Raw genomic sequence first — 16,441 nt, forward strand, 5'->3', positions numbered from 1 at the left:
TATTATTAGCAAAATGAATATATATAATAAGATCTAGGATGTTTCCATCTCACCCGATAAGAATTTTGTGAGCAGATCCCGGATGCCTGCAAAGGCGCGCCCGCGGTGGCTGAGGGCGCTTTTCTCGGCCAATTCCATCTCAGAAAAGGTCTTCCCGATTTCAGGGATCAGAAAGACGGGATCGTAACCGAAGCCGCCTTCACCCCTTCTCTCCCTCAATATGGTCCCATCACAACGACCCTCGGTCGTAATCTCAATACCGGCCCCCATGATCAGCACCGCGACCGTCCTGAATCGGGCCGAACGATGGATCTCTTCGATATCCTCCAGCTCTTCGAGGAGCCTTTTCACATTCTCATCGTAAGAGGCGTTCTCACCCGCATAGCGGCTGCTTCGAATGCCGGGTCTTCCGTTCAGAGCATCGACTTCGAGACCGGTGTCATCGGCCAGCACGGGCTCCCCCACCAATTTAAAAAGAGCGCGGGCCTTTAAGAGGGCGTTTTCCTCCAGGCTCTTCCCCGTTTCTTCCGGCGCGAAGGATCCCTCAACATCGGCCGCGGAGAAGATCTCTATATCCAACCCCTGCAGGATATCTTTGATTTCACGCACCTTGTCGCTATTGTGGCTGGCGACATAAAGTTTCACATTATTCTCCGCCATCTTTAACTTCGGGGGACAAAATCCATGGCAGCACCCGGGCTTGAGCCTTCAAGACCTTCCTAATCCCCGAAGCGGCGAGGCTCAACATTTTGTTCAATTCCTGGCGCGTATAGGGCCGCCCTTCCGCTGTTCCCTGCACCTCAACAAAATGACCCGAACCGGTCATGACGACATTGAAATCAACATCGGCGGCGCTGTCTTCCGCGTGATCAAGATCCAAAACCGGCTCTCCATTGATGAGCCCGACGCTGATCGCGGCGAGTTGGTCTTTAATCGGGAATTTCCGAATCTCGCCCTTTTCCAAGAGATGGCGGCAAACCTGATGGAGCGCCACATAGGCGGCGGTGACCGATGCGGTGCGGGTTCCACCGTCGGCTTCAAACACATCGCAATCGATGATGATCTGGCGCTCACCTAATAGATCGAGATCGGTAATGGCGCGCAGAGAGCGGCCGACGAGGCGTTGAATCTCGAAATTTCTGCCGGAGACCCGGTTGCGCGCCGCCCTTTCAGGCACGCTCCGCGGCAATAAACCATATTCCGCGGTGACCCATCCGCTCCTTTGACCCCGCATCCAGAAGGGGAGGCGTGTTTCGAGACTGGCGGCGCAAGCGACCCAAGTGTTTCCCATCCGGATCGCGGCACTCCCCTCGGCATGCCGGAAAAACGGCGTTTCGATACTGATTTTTCGTAGCGCATGGGGAGATCTCCCATCCGAGCGCGGCATCATCTTCCTCCTGACATCAATTAGCGTTCGTACCAGGGTATATCAACCTGATCGACAGGCATGACACTGCCAAGCGGACAGCCGAGGAAGCGCTCCCCGACCTCTTTGAACTTCAATGGAATATCACTCACATAATAATGACAATCTGGAGGCGATGCGGCCGCCGGGCGGAGCAATCCCGATTCCCTTAATCGATCCGACATCTCAACAACGGCGGCCTCGCCTGATTCTACAATGGCGACATCCGGCCCGATGACTTTCCGGATCGTCTCCTTTAACAAAGGATAGTGCGTGCAGCCGAGAATAAGAACATCCATCCCCTTATCCATCACCGGCTCCAAATACTCCTTGAGAACCCTCTCGGGAACATCACCCGACACCCATCCCTCTTCGGCCAGCGGCACCAGCAGCGGGCAAGCCTGAGAGATCACTTTGACGGACGGCTCGATGCTCCGCAACGCTATTGTATAAGCTTCCGACGCGATCGTGGCCCGGGTGCCGATGACGCCGATGGTTCCCTTTTGCGTCATTCTCAGCGCCTGGCGGACGGCCGGCTCGATCATGCCGACGATGGGAATGTCAAAAGACCGGCTCAACTCAGGAAGGGCGACAGCGCTCGATGTGTTGCACGCCACAACCAAAAATTTCACCCCTTTGTGCAAGAGAAAACGGGTATTCTCCATTGAGAAGCGGATGACGGTCTGCGCCGATTTTGTTCCGTAAGGAACGCGGGCCGAGTCACCGAAATAGAGAACCCCTTCGTCCGGCAACTCGCAAAGGATATGCCGGACGACGCTCAACCCTCCGATCCCGGAGTCAAAGACACCAATAGGCAGTTCCCGGCGTTTATCGGATTCCACTCATGCCTCTCCTATTTTTGTGAAACTTCAATTCAAGAATTGATATCAGCCCAGGAATAATACCGGTCCAGTGGGATATTGTCCACAAGCGGTTTTTCCTGCTCCCCATCGATAAGGACCCAAACTCTTTCCACCTCCGGGATATTCTGGGTCACCGTTCCAACGATCGAACGGATTGTCAGCCATTCCATTCCATCGCCGTGCGGGTGCAGGGTTCTTAGCGACTCGGAGAAGTTGAGATAGGCCCCGCCCAAACCATCCAGAAAGACCCCCAGCACGGCCGTTTCAGGCGGGATCGAGGAGACATTTTCAAGATGACTGCCAAGAATGAGCGATTCGACGAGATCAACAATCCGCTCTTCCGTCGTCTCACGGGCGGCGATCCAGTGGGTTTCCGTGCGCAGCGACGGATCGTGGGGCGCACCGAAATAAAGAAGAACAGGGTGAAGCGTCGGCGTGTTCAGGGCATCCGTCGACTCCTCAACAAATGATTCAGAAACCTCTTCATCGCCACCGAAAAGCAGCAAGTAGGTTCCCCCCAGCCCCATGAGAACAAGCAACAGGATGGGTATCCAACCCCAAAGGGTACCATCCTTCCTCTTATTGCCGCTTGTTTTAGATAAGTTCATTAGAATCCCTGCCCAGGCGTGTTGGCTGTATAAAATTCCTGCACCGATTGAACAATAGAAAGAACCAACCTATCCATCGATTCCCAATCATCCGATCCCGGGAAAACCTCCCCTTCTTTCCACTGTGGGCTCTGCCGGCCGATAAAGAGACGCACCACCGGCATATCCAGCCCCACGAGGTCGGCCATCGGACGCCTCTCCACACGGGTCTCTTCATCTCCCGAGAGGATCGCCGCCATCAACCGGGCGAGGTAGAGGCTTGAATGATAATGCCGATCAGTCGATTCATCCCAAGGGATGAGATCGGTTCCCGCCGCCGGAGCGAACGCATCCATCGATCCCGGCATTCCGTCGTTCTCCGATGTTCCCGAAAATAACGGCACAGGAGGGCGCGGCAGGGGAATCACCGCCGCCAATCCGCGGGGAACCTGTTCGTTATAGAGATCCAGGGCAAGAGATAGAAAGAGTGAAGCTTTCTTTGAGTTCGCCGCTTCGACATTCTTGAGGGCGCTGTTTCGGGATGTGGCGTTCACTCTCGCGACATCGACACCCAAACGGGCCTGCAGCAGGCTCGACACCGATTCGGTTAATGCCTCCATGAATCGCGCCGCCTGGTTCGATGGATTGCACCCCATCTTCAACTCGATAATGATCGGCCCATCCATAAAGAGCCCGGCGGGATCGGAATCCCACTCCAATAATGGCATCCGCAACCGGCTGACTTCGCGCAAACTTGTCGTGAATGTTATCTTCCACTCAGATGAAAGTTCGTCCCAGGAAACGGCCCATCCGACAATTGTGCGTTCCAAGAAAAACTCGAGCCGCGTACCGGCCGACGTCGGACTGATTTTCAGCAATTGCGCATACTCCCCCGCATCGGGCAGGGAAAGCAGGCGGGGATCCGTTTGCACATTCTCCAAATCGATCGTGAAATAACCCCGGCCATCCCAAGACGGATGAACGACCGGCTCCGCCTCGAAGGAACATCGTATGATAAACTGATGTCCCACCTCTTCCTGGATGAACCTGATCTCATCAGGTTCAGGGGGTATAAGAAAGAGGGTCTGGATCTCCTCCTCATATTCGATCCTGCCCACACTCACATCATTCAGTGCATGGATGAAATCGGGGAACGGGTAATAGAGTCCCTGGGGTGACAGCAGGATCGGATGCTCCATTGTCAGAGCGCGCTCGCCGGCATGCAGAACACAGCTTCCGACGGCAAACGAAACAGAGAGCGAATCCCAAACAATGTTCCCCCTCAGTGTCCCCAAGTTCCAGGCGAGATTTCCGGATATCGCCCAGATCAGCCGGTCGATCGGGGCATAGAGATCATCCCCAAACCGCGTCAGGGCATCCAGCCGGTCGGCGCGGCCGTCGGCAAAGACGGTCCGTATCCGCGGACCGGTCTCTTCCAAACCCGATCTTTGAGGCGCTGCGGCGGAATCAACTTGTACAAATTCGGTGCCGGCATAGCTGAGTGAATCGGCGGTATTGATGGAATCGGCCGTACTGATAGAATCGGCTGCGCTGTGCGCCTCAGCGCCGCTGGGCGAATCGAACGCCGTTGACGGATCGGCGGCGGCCCAAAGGAAAGGCATCGCCGACAAGAGAAGGACCCATCCCCAAAACATCTCGCTCTGTCTCTCGCGCAATTTAATCATCTCGCCGTGATCTTAGACGATACATGTCTCTTTGGGCATCTTTGCGAGCCAGCGCCTCACGTTTATCGTAGAGCCGCTTTCCGCGCGCGAGAGCGATCTCGATCTTGGCCTTCCCCGCACGGAAATAAATCGACAATGCGACAATCGTCAACCCTTTCTCCTCAGTTTTCGCCTGCCATCGCCTGATTTGGCGTTTATGGAGCAGAAGCTTTCTCGGCCGCCGCGGCTCGGTATTGAATTCACCCGCCTGTTCATAGGGGCTTATGAACATTTGCAGCAATATCAGCTCTTCATCTTTTATCTGTCCGTAGGCCTCTCCAATGCTGATCTTGCCGCTCCGAAGCGATTTGACCTCGGGTCCTTTGAGGGCAATCCCCGCTTCAAGGGTCTCCAGAATATGATACTCATGCCGCGCCTTCCGGTTCGTGGCTATGAGCCGGATCTTGTCTTCACCGCCCGCTTTTTCAGCGATCGATAGCTTTGATGTTTTTTTTGCCATAGGACTCTCTTTCCTCATCCTATGGCTATCAGAGAGAAGGCCGATGGGCAAGTGCAACCATGCCCCACCACCGATTTCATGGGAGTTTTTTGATTCTTAAGACCGTCCCCGGCCGGATTCCGGCGATCGAGCCCGACATGACAAACTCTCCTTAAGGCGACGGACCGCTTGACAGGGCGGGGTGTCGGTTCCTAGACTGGGCGCTGGCCCGTTGCGGAAGTGGCGGAATTGGCAGACGCGCTGGGTTCAGGGTCCAGTGGGGGCAACTCCGTGGGGGTTCAAGTCCCCCCTTCCGCACACCAGCAGGCCCGGGAGGTGACTCCCGGGCCTGTACCCATTTTTGCCCCTCCTTTCCCGGACTCTTCGCCGACCTTACCGTCTGGGTGGACTCAAGGGGCCCTCTCTAGGGGAGCTGGTAGATCGACTTGATCGATCCCCAGGTCGTCTCCCGGGTCGGCGTCGGGGTCAAACCCGTATTTAGCGAGCCTGGAGTCGGCTCAAGGCCATTCCCGAAAGGAGCCGTACCCCCAAAATAGGGGTTCAAGAAATCGAAGATCTCCCAGCCGCCGTCGCCATCCGGATACCGTCCGCTGGAACGGTCATCCTCCGCCTCATATGTATTGAAGGTATGGCTGTCGACGATGAGAGTATCGCCTCCCGAGATTTGATAGAGGATGACCGTGTCTCCGTCATTACTCATATTGAAACCAAAACTCGAATAGCCGTTATCCGATTCCCACTCTTTGCTCTCCGAACCGTAAACCACGAGCACATCCCCCGGCCCGAGATCTCCTGTAAATCCATAAGCGAGCGTCAGGGGATCCCCCAGCCGATAGCTCGACAGATCGATCGTGCTCCCGCCGGTATTGATCACCTCCACCCATTCGTCCCCACGATAGTCATACACGCCGTCACCATCCCAATCCGACGCCGGATCTCCCATCATCTCATTGAGAGCCAGATCGCAAAGACCGGGACCGCTGGCCAGAGCTGCCTGTACAAAGACTATTGTTACGATCAGCGCGAAGCGCTTCATAGAATTCCTCCTCTGAAGACGAAGCATTCATCCCTGCTTGTGAATTGAGTTTGTGGATTGAGTCTGCACACTGAGTCGGCAGACAAGATTGTGAACAGACCGCCGTCGCATTCTCCCGCCGGCGGGCGGCCGCGCCGTCGGCAAGTAGGGAGATAGCAAACATTGGACCTCTTTGGGTTCTGATCTGTAGTTGTTTGAGAGGGAAGGGGTTAGGGTGAAGGATTGAAATGCCGGATGGTGACACCGTCGTCCGGCCGACAGTGAGAAAGGCTGATGGTGTATAAACGCATGGCGGAATCATGTTATGCTCTTGTCATTGACAAATAATGGCGGACATTCACGCACCATTGATAGGCCATTGACAAATTATGGGGAGACTGTTCATGCGCACAATAATTGTCCTGATCATACTGGGCCACCTTGCCGGATTTAAGAGTGCGGATGCGGAATCGCTGACACTGCAAGCCCCCGATGCGTCAATGGTCACCATCCATCGGGATCTCTACGGCGTCCCGCACATCATCGGCGAATCGGAGGTCGGGATCTATTACGCGCAGGGGTTCGCCGCCGCCCAAGATCGCCTTTATCAAATGGAGATCAACCGGCGGGCCTCCACCGGCACACTGGCGGAAATGTTCGGCGCCGGTTATGTCTCAAGCGATCAAACGACGCGCAGCCGATCCTATACAGAGGCCGAACGGCAGCAGCAGCTCGCCCAAATGTCCGCGGATTTACAGGGCATGGTCGACTCGTATGTCGCCGGCATTAACACCTATCTCGACTCGATCGATGTCCATCCCGGCCTTTACTGCCCTCAGCAATTCGCCGCCGCGCAGCCCGAGGACTGGTCATCCACCGACATCGTTGCGATTGTTCAATATCAGATGCGGCGTTTCGGACAATTCGGCGGGCAGGAATTGACGCGCCTCAGCGAGTTGAACGCCAACGGCCAGGCCTGGTTTGATCAGAACCGGCCGATCAACGACCCCACCGCGCCCACAACGATCCCCGGCGGTGTCAAAGGCGCGGCCGACCGCGCTTGGCGCCGGTCGGAGATGACGGTCCGGCCCGAGGTTGTACAAGAAATCGAGGCAAGGAATGCGGAGCACGAGCGCCTTCTTCAGGGGATCGGCCTGCCCCCCAAATTCGGTTCCTTCGCCGTGCAGATCACACCCGGCAAATCGGCGACGGGGAATGTCATGCTGCTCGGCTGTCCCCAGATGGGTGAACCGCAGCAGGGTCAAGCCAACGCGATCCATGAGGTTGAGCTGACAGGGCCCGATTTTCACACCGGTGGGATGACCGTTCCCGGTATTCCGGGCATCATTATCGGCCACAATGACAATATGGCTTGGACGCTCACCAGTGGGATCAGCGACAACACCGATGTCTATATAGAAACAACCGAGGATGAAAGCCTGACCCGGTATTGGCACAATGGGCAGTGGGAGGATTTCGCGGCGATCCCCGACACCGTCTTTGACAATAACGACTCGCCCTATCCTTTTACAATATATCGATCGATTCACGGCCCGGTTTTCGGTTCAGATTTGTCGAACCACCAGGCTTTCACATACAAAATGACATTTTGGGGGTTGGAGCTGGACTTTGCACAGGCTTTTTACCTAATCATTCGAGCTGGGACACTCGCCGAATTTGAAGCGGCGCTCGCGCTGTGCCCGGTCTCATTCAATGTGTTCTACGCGGGAGTCGACCAAGCGATCAAATACTGGCACGCCGGGCTCTATCAGGACCGTACGGACGGCGTCGATCCGCGTCTTCCCCACAACGGCGGCGGCGCCGAGGAATGGGGCGGCCTCATCCCCTTCAACCAGCTTCCCGCCGCCGCGGATCCGGAGCAGGGATACTTCGTTAATTGGAACAATAAGCCGGTGAGCTGGTGGAACAACGGCGACAATATCCCCTGGGTCGGATGGCATCCCGTCGCGTATGTCGAGAACTACGTGGCGCCGATTCCTAATTTCACATTCGATGATCTCAAGGGAACGCCGCATGCCATCAACAGCCACGGGACCTATCAGCAGGCGGTCGAATTCAGCGCCGATTTGATCCTTGACGAGAATATCGTCCCGCCGGGACAGAGCGCCTTTATCAATCTCGAGGGCATACCGAGCCCCCATATCAATGACCAGTGGAGCCTTCATATAGCCTGGAAATTCAAGGATATGCTCTATGGCTACGAACCAAGCGGCCTGGATCCACCATCACCGACGATGGGAGCAAGCGGCGTTCTCTACCAGAACAAGCCCAATCCTTTTGGCGCGCAGACACGGATCGCCTTCACGCTCTTTGAGCCTGGGGAGGTGGACTTGACCGTCTATGCTCCGTCGGGCCGGCGTGTGAGATCCTTGTTCAACAAGACTATCGACGCCGGAACGCGGCAGGTGATATGGGATGGGCGGAATGATGGCGGATTCGCCGTTCCATCCGGGCTCTATTTCTATCGGATGAAAGTGGGGCGTGAAATCGTTTCGCGGAGGATGCTGCTGATTCAATAGTTACTTTGCGAAAGCTGCTTGGCGATAGCTACTCTGCGATAGCTGCTTGGCGATAGCTACTCTTCAACCCTGACGACACGCAGCCCGAACATTGAGGTCCCCTTCTCGGCCAATGAGTAAGCTCGATGCGGGGATGAGCATTGTCCGGCGAGGCTTCCCCAAGACCCGCCTCGAACGACGCGATATTTCCCAAAGGCAGGGCCGGTGGGATCAACAATAGGCTCGGTATCGTAATAGTCCTCACCATACCAATCGTGGCACCACTCCCAAACATTTCCGTTCATATCATAAAGACCCCAGGGATTGGGCTCTTTTTGCGCCACGGGATGGGTTCGTTTGCCGGAATTATCGCGGCACCAGGCGTAATCCTCCACGCCATCCGTCGCCACACCATGATAGAAACGGGTTTCGGTTCCCGCCCGGCAGGCGTATTCCCACTCCGCCTCGGTCGGCAGCCGGTAGATTTCTTTCCCGGCGTGGGTGTTCAGCTTCGCAAGAAAGGCGAGGGCCGTGGCATAGTCCAGCATCTCGACCGGATTGAGGCTGTCGGATTTAAAATAGGAAGGATTGTCACCCATGACCCCGATCCACTGCGCCTGGGTAACCTCGTGGATCCCCAGCCAGAAGGTATGGCTGATTTCCACCGTGTGGAGCGGTCCCTGCTCGGGACGGTGCCCCTCTTCATCATCGGGCGAACCCATCTCAAAGACGCCGGCGGTTATCAATGCGAAATCCATGGTGACACCGGGATAGATCTGAAAACTTTTACTCGTCTTGTTCTCGGCCGCTGTCGGCGCTATCCATATCATGGCCGTGAACAACATAAAGAGCGCTGAAATTCTCATTCTCAATCCCTCGTGATCCGGGTTCCATCCTCACCCCTCAGCGCTTCCCGCAACCGGCCTGGAGAGGTGATCAATACGAACTTGCCGCCCGATTTCAGAAAATCGATCGCCGATTCCATCTTCGGACCCATACTCCCCGCTGGGAAGTGGCCCTCGGATAGATATTCGATCGCCTGACCCATCGAAATGACATCGAGATCCTGTTGATGTTCGGTCCCGAAATTCAGGGAGACCTTCCCGACGGCCGTGACGATGACGATCCCATCGGCGCCAAGCGCATTCGCCAATACCGTTGTGGCGCGGTCTTTATCAATAACCGCCTCGACGCCCCTGAGGTTCCCCGAGCTTTCCCGCACGACGGGAATACCGCCGCCGCCGGCGGCAATGACCGTGTTGCCATGTGAATAGAGGGATTTGATGAAATCGAGTTCTACAATCTCGAGCGGCCGTGGAGAGGGAACGACGCGGCGCCACCCGCGGCCGCTGTCCTGAACCAACCGCCAGCCCTTCTCCAGACTCAGTCGTTTGGCTTCATCCTGGCTGTAGAAAGGCCCGATCGGTTTGGTTGGATTTTGAAAGGCAGGATCGTCAATGTCGACAACGACCTGGGTCACCACGGTGCCCAAGGGTTTCTCAATCCCTCTTTCAACCATTAAGTTGCGGAGTGTCTGCTGGATCATATACCCGATTCCGCCCTGTGAATCGGCGCCGCAGATATCGAGGGGCATCGGGGGAACGATCTCACGCGCCGCTTCGTTTCGGATCAGGATATTGCCGACAATGGGCCCATTCCCATGGGTCAGAAGAACGCGGTGGCCGTCGGCGATCAACTCCACGACATGTTCCATGGTGGCGCGTGTGATGCGGTACTGCTCCTCGAGCGTTCCTCCGCCACCGGGAGGAAGGAGTGCGTTTCCCCCGAGCGATACGACGAGGTTCGAGTTAACTTTTGAACCGGCCATTAAATCTTCCCTAAATTATGCGCCGGCTCTTCCGGACAGGTAGGTCGCGATCCGATCGAGGGCCTTATTGATATTCTCGATCGAATTCGCATATGAGAAGCGAAGGTACCCCTCGCCGAATTTCCCGAACGACGTCCCAGAAAGAGCGGCGACGCCGGCTTTTTCCAACAAGGCCGATTCCAGCGCCTGCGATTTGATGCCGGTGCCGGTGATATTCGGGAATACGTAGAAGGCGCCCCTCGGTTTGAGACAGGTGATGCCGGGAATCTTGTTCAAACCGTCGACAATCACATCCCGGCGCTTCTTAAACTCTTTCACCATCTCCTTCGGCTTATCCTGCGGATCCGTTACCGCCTTCATTCCAGCCCGTTGCACAAAAACATTGGTGCACGAGTTACAGTTCGTCATAAGTCGTGTGATATGGGCGGCGAGTTCCTTATTCATAACGCCGTAGCCGAGCCGCCAACCTGTCATGGCATAGGTCTTCGAATGCCCTTCCAACAAGATCGTCCGCTTCAGCATCCCGGGCATCTGCGCAATAGAGACATGCCGCCCTTCATACAGGATTTTGGAATAGACCTCGTCAGAGAGAACCCAAATGTCACGGTCACCGATCGCCTTGGCGATCAGCCCCATATCCTCCGATGAGAGCACGCCGCCGGTCGGGTTCTGCGGTGAATTGAGGAGGATCATTTTTGTTTTGTCGGTGATTAGCGCGACGAGCTCCGCCGGATCGAGGCGAAAATCCCGTTCCTCTTTCAATTGAATCGGAACCGCTTTGGCGCCGATGAAATTGATGACCGATTCATAAATTGGAAAGCCGGGGTTGGGATAAATGACCTCTTCGCCCTTGTTCACGCAGGCAAAGAGGGAGAAAAAGATAATCGGTTTGGCGCCGGGCGTAATAACGATATTTTCCGCGTCAACCGCAAGGCCCCGATCTTCGGCGATATGCTTTGCAAAGGCCTCCCGGACATCGGGCTGGCCGGCGGCGGGACCGTAATGAGTGAAACCCTGATCCAGAGCTTCTTTCGCGGCATCGATGATATTCTGTGGGGTGTTGAAATCAGGTTCTCCGATTTCCAAATGTATAATATCGCGGCCTTGGCGCTCCAGCGCCTTCGCGCGCGCCAGAACCTCAAACGCCGTTTCCGTCCCCAGACGATTCATTCGATCCGCGAACATTCCATTCCTCCTCCTCCCAGAAATCGTCTAATTTCATCCGGGAATCAGGGTTCATCATCCAGTTCTGTTGGTGGAGCATCTCATTCCACCAAATTCTATGTAACCGGTAACGGATACAGACTGCATAAAGCGTGCAACAGGATGTACAAATATCGGGCGGAACAATGTCACCCACCGGGAGCATCACCTTGCCGCAACGATAATATAGGCGTTCGGAGCAGTTCGGACAGTGCGCTTGCCCGTCAGCCCCATCAACCGGTTCGGCATCAAACCCCGCGACACTGACACTGCAGGACGGATTCAGACAGTACCAGGACGATCCTCCCAGTTCCTCTTGATACCACTCCTCAACAAGTTGCCTTGTCAACAGAGTTTGGTTCAGTTGCGTGAACTTTTTCTTAAGTTGTCTATTCATCAGGGAACGAGATCCCCCGCAGTCCCGTCTCCCGATCCTCCAATCGAAGGAGTTTGATGGGAATTCGAGACAGCATTATTTCATTGGTTACCCAGACACTTCCCCGTGTCAGGTGACCTCCGACCAATCGCCCATCAGGTTCGGCCAATGCCGCGTGGGCGTGTACAATATATCCGTCATCCTGCCTGGAGATATTCCCGGAGAGAGAAATCAGTTCGAGCGGCTCGGTGAAATGATGCGATTCATACCTTCCCTGCCCCACAAAATAGGACAGCTCGACATCTTTCAGCATACCGACGCCACTGACGATGACCGCCGTCTCAATTTCGGCTTTCCGGCTGATCTCACCCAGAATATCCGGCACAATCTCGCCCGGATGGAGCCTTATGAACAGGACATCGCCTTTCGATCTATAATCCATCGTCCTCATCTCCTTATCTCTATTCTAACACGATCCCCCGGGTCACCTACACCCCCCCCCGCCGGATGGAGCGCCGGAAATGCCCCCAACTCCAGTCCCTGGAGGCAAAACAGGGCTTTCCCGGATCCACGCTCCCCCCTTTTCCCCTCCGGCCAAAGCCGACTGGAAGGCTTGGGCCGCGGATTGCCAGGTCGAAAAGTGGTCCAGATTGAGCTTGATCAGGTCATCCATTTGAGTTTGGTACCAGCGCCGGACCAGGATCGCTTCTTGCGGGTCAAGGATCGCTAGATGCGGCGACGCCTCCTCCCCGCCGGATGAAAAATAGCTTTTCAACGCCGCCGCCAGATCCTCCTCCTTCAGACCGAGGCCGTCCCCCTCTCCCGTGAGCAGCCGGGCCGCCCCACGGGCTGTCAGAAAGTAGGTCTCATAGCGATCCGGATGCAGCGCGCTGGGGATTGCAAAAATTCTGGTTCCGGGATCTCCCGCCTCCACATCATGGGTCTCAATCTGGATATTCCAACGCGGCCGGCGCCTCCTGATTTCAGTCGATTCGAGCACGAGCGCGGCCAGCTCCGATTCCAGCGGCGTCCAGGAGAGATCCCTGATCTCCTCCAAAAAGGACTGCCGGCGCTTGGAGTTATCCGTCAGCGGCTTGAAGTATTGTCCGACCCTCTGTCGCAAATTTCTGGTCTTGCCGACATAGACAATTTCATCCGCCTTATTGATAAAGCGATAGACGCCGGGTGTTTCCGGCAATCGATTCAGATCGGCGGCTGAGAAATTGAAGGACCCGAAGTCGACCGGTTTCCCCCGCCCTTCGCCGCTCTCAGCGAATCTCTTGAACGATTTCCTGTCGGATGTCGTTTCCGCGCAGGTTTCCAAGAGGGCCACGGCCCCCGCGAGTTCACCGGAAAGCCCGTCGGGAAGGGGCTGCGAAGAGCCCAAGGCCGCCGGCCACATGCTTGGCGATTTGAGGATCATCGGCTCCGGACGGGGCCGTTTTTGTTTGTCGCAGAGCCAGCGAAAGGCATCCCGCAGGTCATAGATGGGGGATGAGATCTCGGGGATGGCCAAAATCTTCTCGGCCGATTCCAACCACCGCTGCACCCGGGCCGAATACGGCGTGTACAGCGGCCCCGACTCGATCATCCTGAGTTTCTCAACGGTATCGGGAGATCGGAGGGTGCCGGTCCAAGATGGCCCGGGGCCCTCGGCTGTCACCGGCGCCAGCATCATCCGCCAAAGCCAGGGAGTCCGTTCATGACCGCGGGCGACTTCTATGACAGCAACCGATCCGGGGAACCAGGCTTCCTCCTGCGGCTCTTGGTAACTCCAATGGCCGGGGTTGATCTCTTGGCAGCGAGGTTCGGTCGAGAGGATCGAGCGGACCAACCGGTCGGCGCCGTTGGGTGAGACAAGTCTTAGGAAGCGCCGGGCAAGGTCCGACGCCGGGACCGAATCGCCGGCCTCCCGAAGATGATCAACGATCGATTGTTTTAGGTCCTGGGCCATTAAGTGACTCCATAACAAAATATTGACAAACCTGGTAAAATGGTGTAAGCATTAGGTACATTCATGCATCCCTAACGGGGGGATGACTGCGCGAGGTCAAAGAGTAGTGGAGCGAGGCGGTGAAGGATCGCCGTCGAGGATCTGGAAAGAGTCCAGAGTGAACCGCGCTCCCAGTCCCCCGTAGGACCTCAAAGTTAGCCCGTGTATGAATCCTAATGGCGGGGGACTCGTGAAAACGGCCCCCGTCGTTTTCTTGATGCCTCAGCGTTCCCCTCCCGTCGCTACCGACCCTCCGGCCCGCCACTCTCTCTCGTCCTTTCGCGCATCTTCTGCAAGAGAGCCATCGCCTGGGGATTGCCGGGCTCGACCGCCAGAATCCGGTCGATCCAAATGCGGGCCTCCTCCAAACGGCCCGCCTCCACATCACAATCCGCCACGACAGCCATCACATCTTTCCGGCCCGGTGAGAGAGACAGGGCCTCGAGGAGGTAATCTCTCGCCCGCTCACGATATCCCGCTTTCAACAAGGTGTTCCCGGCCCGGATATAATTATCGGGATCGACAGGGAACAACCGCGCGGCGGCTCGAAATTCGACGAAGGCCTTGGCGAGTTCCCCCCTTTCTCGATAGTAATTCCCCAGGGCGACATGTCCGTCGAGAATCGATAGGTCTTTCTTGATCACCATTTGGGCCAGCCTGAGCGCCATGGTATCGGGCAACTCGGGCCAGCCGATGGATTCCTCAAACCCGGCGGTTTCCGTATCGGCCGGCTTGCCGGCATTCCAGATCGCATAGGCTTCACGGTAGGCCGATGGCACGCGGTATTGCCTCATCGGATCGGCTTCCAAAACCGCCTGGGAGGGAGAAACATTCAATCCCTGAGGATGAGCGTAGGGCCAGCGGGTTAACAAATGGGCGACATGAAGATCGGCATGCAGCGCGTCGAGTTGCGTCAACCCGGCCATCTGTAAAAGCTCCCTTGCGCTGAATTCGTCACTGTCTTGCCACTGGATGCCGGGATCCGGCCAGCCGATTTCCTCCAGCTTGCCGCAGATGGATTCGGCGATGATGAGCTGGCCGATGAATCCCGGGTGGAGGTGCTCCATGAAGAGATCCCCTCCCGGAGCGGGTCCCCGCGTGGCGGCCTGGAATTGCGCCGTCAACGGAACCAGCGGCACCTCTTCATCGCGGCAGATTGTGCGAAGAATGTTCAATAAACGCGAGTCGGCGCGGAAACGAACGGTGTCCCAATCTCTGGCCAATGTATAAGCTTCAACGGAGGCGGTGGTATCTCCTGCGACCGCGGTAAGCCATCCGCCGTGATACCAAAGATCAGCGCCGGTAGAATCTTCGGCGACAAGCGCACGCCAGTAGGAGCTGACATCCACCGCGGAGACGCGGCCCTCGAGATAACCCTTCTCCAGCCCCCACAGCTTCTCTCGCCGGCTTTGTACAAGCGTTGGATCGTTCTCGAGAAGACTTCCGAAGGGATAATGACCAGACAAATTGCTGACCGGCTCGCAGAAAACGACCGGCACATCATACCTTTTACAGGCTTTGATCATCTTGCGGAGGTTGTTGCGATAATCCTTTTCAGCCCGGAGGCTCAGCGGGCTGCGCGGATCGATCTCGGGCCGGGCCACCATCCGCTCCATCAAGGTTCCCGGCGCGATATCCGGCTCCCTCGTCTTGCTTGAAAGATAGCGCCAGATCCGGGAGTGCTGAACCCATCGCATGAAGGGGAGCAAGCGGCTCGATGAACCGCCGGGACCGGCGCTCGACGCGGCGCCCCACGCGCCGTAATACTCATTATGCCCCGTATAGATCACCACCAGATCGGGTCCCTGGCGCAGCACCTCGCGCGTAAAATCGACGATGGTGAAGGAAGCCACGGCGGAAATCCCGCAATTGATCACCTCAATCCCCTTCGTCGGAAGATAGATCGACAGCTTTTCATTCAATAGGGCTGGATAGGAGAGGTGCGCCGGGAATGGGAATCCGGCGGTCGTCGAGGCTCCGAGACAAAAAACACGAAGGCGTCCCTCCGGCTTGATCGCATCAAAGGCCTGGAAACCGGGAGCGGGCATAATGCGCGCCAGCTCGGGCGGGAAATCGCGTTCGGCGACTCTGGGATTCGTTTGGAATTTGTGGATCGATCCGAACTTGACCTCGCGGAAGAGGGATTCGGGGGTGGCGACACCGGCGATCCGGAACCCGATTTCAACCAATGCGATGAGGACAAATGGAAGTAGAATCGCTGTTCCACGGAAGATCCACAGCTTGACACCTGAGATTCTCGCCTTTTGGGCCACCACATCCACATCCTCTCGTATGCGGTTTACGAACCGGTGATTCGAGCCCTGAATGCGGATCGTGCACCGGTCCCTCGAATAACGGCGGCGATAGAGCAGCGCCTTCGTTAATCCTAGTGGGGTCGCGGCCGCTTCGCAACGAATGGGATCTTTCTTTCACTCGATGACGAATAATAATGATCATCCGGCGGATCA

The 16,441-nt window shown here is 56.5% G+C and carries 15 protein-coding genes and 1 tRNA gene; 2 read left to right on the top strand and 14 right to left on the bottom strand.

The features are described 5' to 3' along the window. Window positions 1-33: 33 nt before the first annotated feature. From rdgB to smpB, 6 genes are read right to left on the bottom strand one after another with little or no spacing between them, the layout of a single operon-like run. Window positions 34-645, bottom strand: a complete 612-nt coding sequence (gene rdgB, locus KJ970_12775; GenBank protein ID MBU2691788.1) for an RdgB/HAM1 family non-canonical purine NTP pyrophosphatase — start codon at window positions 643-645, stop codon at window positions 34-36. Between the two features lies 1 nt (window position 646). Continuing rightward, window positions 647-1,387, bottom strand: coding sequence for a ribonuclease PH (gene rph / locus KJ970_12780; GenBank protein MBU2691789.1), 741 nt, complete (start codon window positions 1,385-1,387; stop codon window positions 647-649). 20 nt (window positions 1,388-1,407) lie between these two features. Further along, a complete protein-coding gene (gene murI / locus KJ970_12785) occupies window positions 1,408-2,223 on the bottom strand; it encodes a glutamate racemase (protein ID MBU2691790.1) in 816 nt (271 codons plus the stop codon). A 56-nt stretch (window positions 2,224-2,279) separates the two neighbouring features. Continuing rightward, window positions 2,280-2,876 carry a GerMN domain-containing protein gene (locus KJ970_12790; protein MBU2691791.1) on the bottom strand — a complete coding sequence of 199 codons (597 nt, stop codon included), beginning with the start codon at window positions 2,874-2,876 and terminating at the stop codon, window positions 2,280-2,282. After that, window positions 2,876-4,540 carry a hypothetical protein gene (locus KJ970_12795; GenBank protein ID MBU2691792.1) on the bottom strand — a complete coding sequence of 555 codons (1,665 nt, stop codon included), beginning with the start codon at window positions 4,538-4,540 and terminating at the stop codon, window positions 2,876-2,878. Before KJ970_12795 ends, KJ970_12790 begins: the two co-directional genes overlap by 1 nt. Next, window positions 4,533-5,039, bottom strand: a complete 507-nt coding sequence (smpB, locus tag KJ970_12800) for an SsrA-binding protein SmpB (protein ID MBU2691793.1) — start codon at window positions 5,037-5,039, stop codon at window positions 4,533-4,535. The genes KJ970_12795 and smpB overlap by 8 nt, the downstream gene beginning before the upstream one ends. Window positions 5,040-5,252: 213 nt before the next feature. Here smpB and KJ970_12805 point away from each other — a divergent pair. Further along, window positions 5,253-5,336, top strand: a tRNA-Leu gene (locus KJ970_12805). 106 nt (window positions 5,337-5,442) lie between these two features. On the opposite strand, the gene KJ970_12810 is transcribed toward KJ970_12805, so the two are convergent. Beyond that, on the bottom strand, window positions 5,443-6,075 hold the full coding sequence (locus KJ970_12810; protein ID MBU2691794.1) for a lamin tail domain-containing protein: 633 nt from the start codon (window positions 6,073-6,075) through the stop codon (window positions 5,443-5,445). A 383-nt stretch (window positions 6,076-6,458) separates the two neighbouring features. Between KJ970_12810 and KJ970_12815 the strand changes: the two genes are divergently transcribed. Continuing rightward, complete coding sequence (locus tag KJ970_12815) at window positions 6,459-8,594, top strand: penicillin acylase family protein (GenBank protein MBU2691795.1); 2,136 nt, start codon at window positions 6,459-6,461, stop codon at window positions 8,592-8,594. A gap of 56 nt (window positions 8,595-8,650) precedes the next feature. Here the strand turns inward: KJ970_12815 and KJ970_12820 are convergent, their stop codons facing one another. The 7 genes from KJ970_12820 to KJ970_12850 form a co-directional block, all read right to left on the bottom strand. After that, entirely contained in the window at window positions 8,651-9,403 is a 753-nt protein-coding gene (locus KJ970_12820; protein ID MBU2691796.1) for a formylglycine-generating enzyme family protein, read from the bottom strand. 38 nt (window positions 9,404-9,441) lie between these two features. Further along, window positions 9,442-10,401 (bottom strand): carbamate kinase, encoded by a 960-nt coding sequence (arcC, locus tag KJ970_12825; GenBank protein ID MBU2691797.1) that lies wholly within the window; start codon window positions 10,399-10,401, stop codon window positions 9,442-9,444. 15 nt (window positions 10,402-10,416) lie between these two features. Next, window positions 10,417-11,586: a pyridoxal phosphate-dependent aminotransferase gene (locus tag KJ970_12830; GenBank protein ID MBU2691798.1), complete on the bottom strand. Its 1,170-nt coding sequence runs from the start codon at window positions 11,584-11,586 to the stop codon at window positions 10,417-10,419. Continuing rightward, complete coding sequence (locus tag KJ970_12835; GenBank protein MBU2691799.1) at window positions 11,540-12,001, bottom strand: hypothetical protein; 462 nt, start codon at window positions 11,999-12,001, stop codon at window positions 11,540-11,542. The genes KJ970_12830 and KJ970_12835 overlap by 47 nt, the downstream gene beginning before the upstream one ends. Then, window positions 11,994-12,422: a DNA-binding protein gene (locus KJ970_12840; GenBank protein MBU2691800.1), complete on the bottom strand. Its 429-nt coding sequence runs from the start codon at window positions 12,420-12,422 to the stop codon at window positions 11,994-11,996. The genes KJ970_12835 and KJ970_12840 overlap by 8 nt, the downstream gene beginning before the upstream one ends. Window positions 12,423-12,464: 42 nt before the next feature. Beyond that, the gene (locus KJ970_12845; GenBank protein ID MBU2691801.1) at window positions 12,465-13,934 is read right to left on the bottom strand and encodes a GIY-YIG nuclease family protein; all 1,470 of its coding nucleotides are present in this window, start codon (window positions 13,932-13,934) and stop codon (window positions 12,465-12,467) included. Between the two features lie 281 nt (window positions 13,935-14,215). Next, window positions 14,216-16,246: a tetratricopeptide repeat protein gene (locus KJ970_12850; GenBank protein MBU2691802.1), complete on the bottom strand. Its 2,031-nt coding sequence runs from the start codon at window positions 16,244-16,246 to the stop codon at window positions 14,216-14,218. Window positions 16,247-16,441: the final 195 nt, after the last annotated feature.

This window comes from Candidatus Eisenbacteria bacterium (assembly GCA_018831195.1).
GTDB lineage: Bacteria > Eisenbacteria > RBG-16-71-46 > CAIMUX01 > JAHJDP01 > JAHJDP01.

What these genes read in the sequence shown, in the direction of transcription:
- rph (MBU2691789.1), bottom strand. Translation starts at nt 1,387, where the DNA reads ATGCCGCGCTCGGATGGGAGATCTCCCCATGCGCTACGAAAAATCAGT.
- KJ970_12790 (MBU2691791.1), bottom strand. Translation starts at nt 2,876, where the DNA reads ATGAACTTATCTAAAACAAGCGGCAATAAGAGGAAGGATGGTACCCTT.
- KJ970_12795 (MBU2691792.1), bottom strand. Translation starts at nt 4,540, where the DNA reads ATGATTAAATTGCGCGAGAGACAGAGCGAGATGTTTTGGGGATGGGTC.
- smpB (MBU2691793.1), bottom strand. Translation starts at nt 5,039, where the DNA reads ATGGCAAAAAAAACATCAAAGCTATCGATCGCTGAAAAAGCGGGCGGT.
- KJ970_12810 (MBU2691794.1), bottom strand. Translation starts at nt 6,075, where the DNA reads ATGAAGCGCTTCGCGCTGATCGTAACAATAGTCTTTGTACAGGCAGCT.
- KJ970_12815 (MBU2691795.1), top strand. Translation starts at nt 6,459, where the DNA reads ATGCGCACAATAATTGTCCTGATCATACTGGGCCACCTTGCCGGATTT.
- KJ970_12820 (MBU2691796.1), bottom strand. Translation starts at nt 9,403, where the DNA reads ATGATATGGATAGCGCCGACAGCGGCCGAGAACAAGACGAGTAAAAGT.
- arcC (MBU2691797.1), bottom strand. Translation starts at nt 10,401, where the DNA reads ATGGCCGGTTCAAAAGTTAACTCGAACCTCGTCGTATCGCTCGGGGGA.
- KJ970_12830 (MBU2691798.1), bottom strand. Translation starts at nt 11,586, where the DNA reads ATGTTCGCGGATCGAATGAATCGTCTGGGGACGGAAACGGCGTTTGAG.
- KJ970_12835 (MBU2691799.1), bottom strand. Translation starts at nt 12,001, where the DNA reads ATGAATAGACAACTTAAGAAAAAGTTCACGCAACTGAACCAAACTCTG.
- KJ970_12840 (MBU2691800.1), bottom strand. Translation starts at nt 12,422, where the DNA reads ATGGATTATAGATCGAAAGGCGATGTCCTGTTCATAAGGCTCCATCCG.
- KJ970_12845 (MBU2691801.1), bottom strand. Translation starts at nt 13,934, where the DNA reads ATGGCCCAGGACCTAAAACAATCGATCGTTGATCATCTTCGGGAGGCC.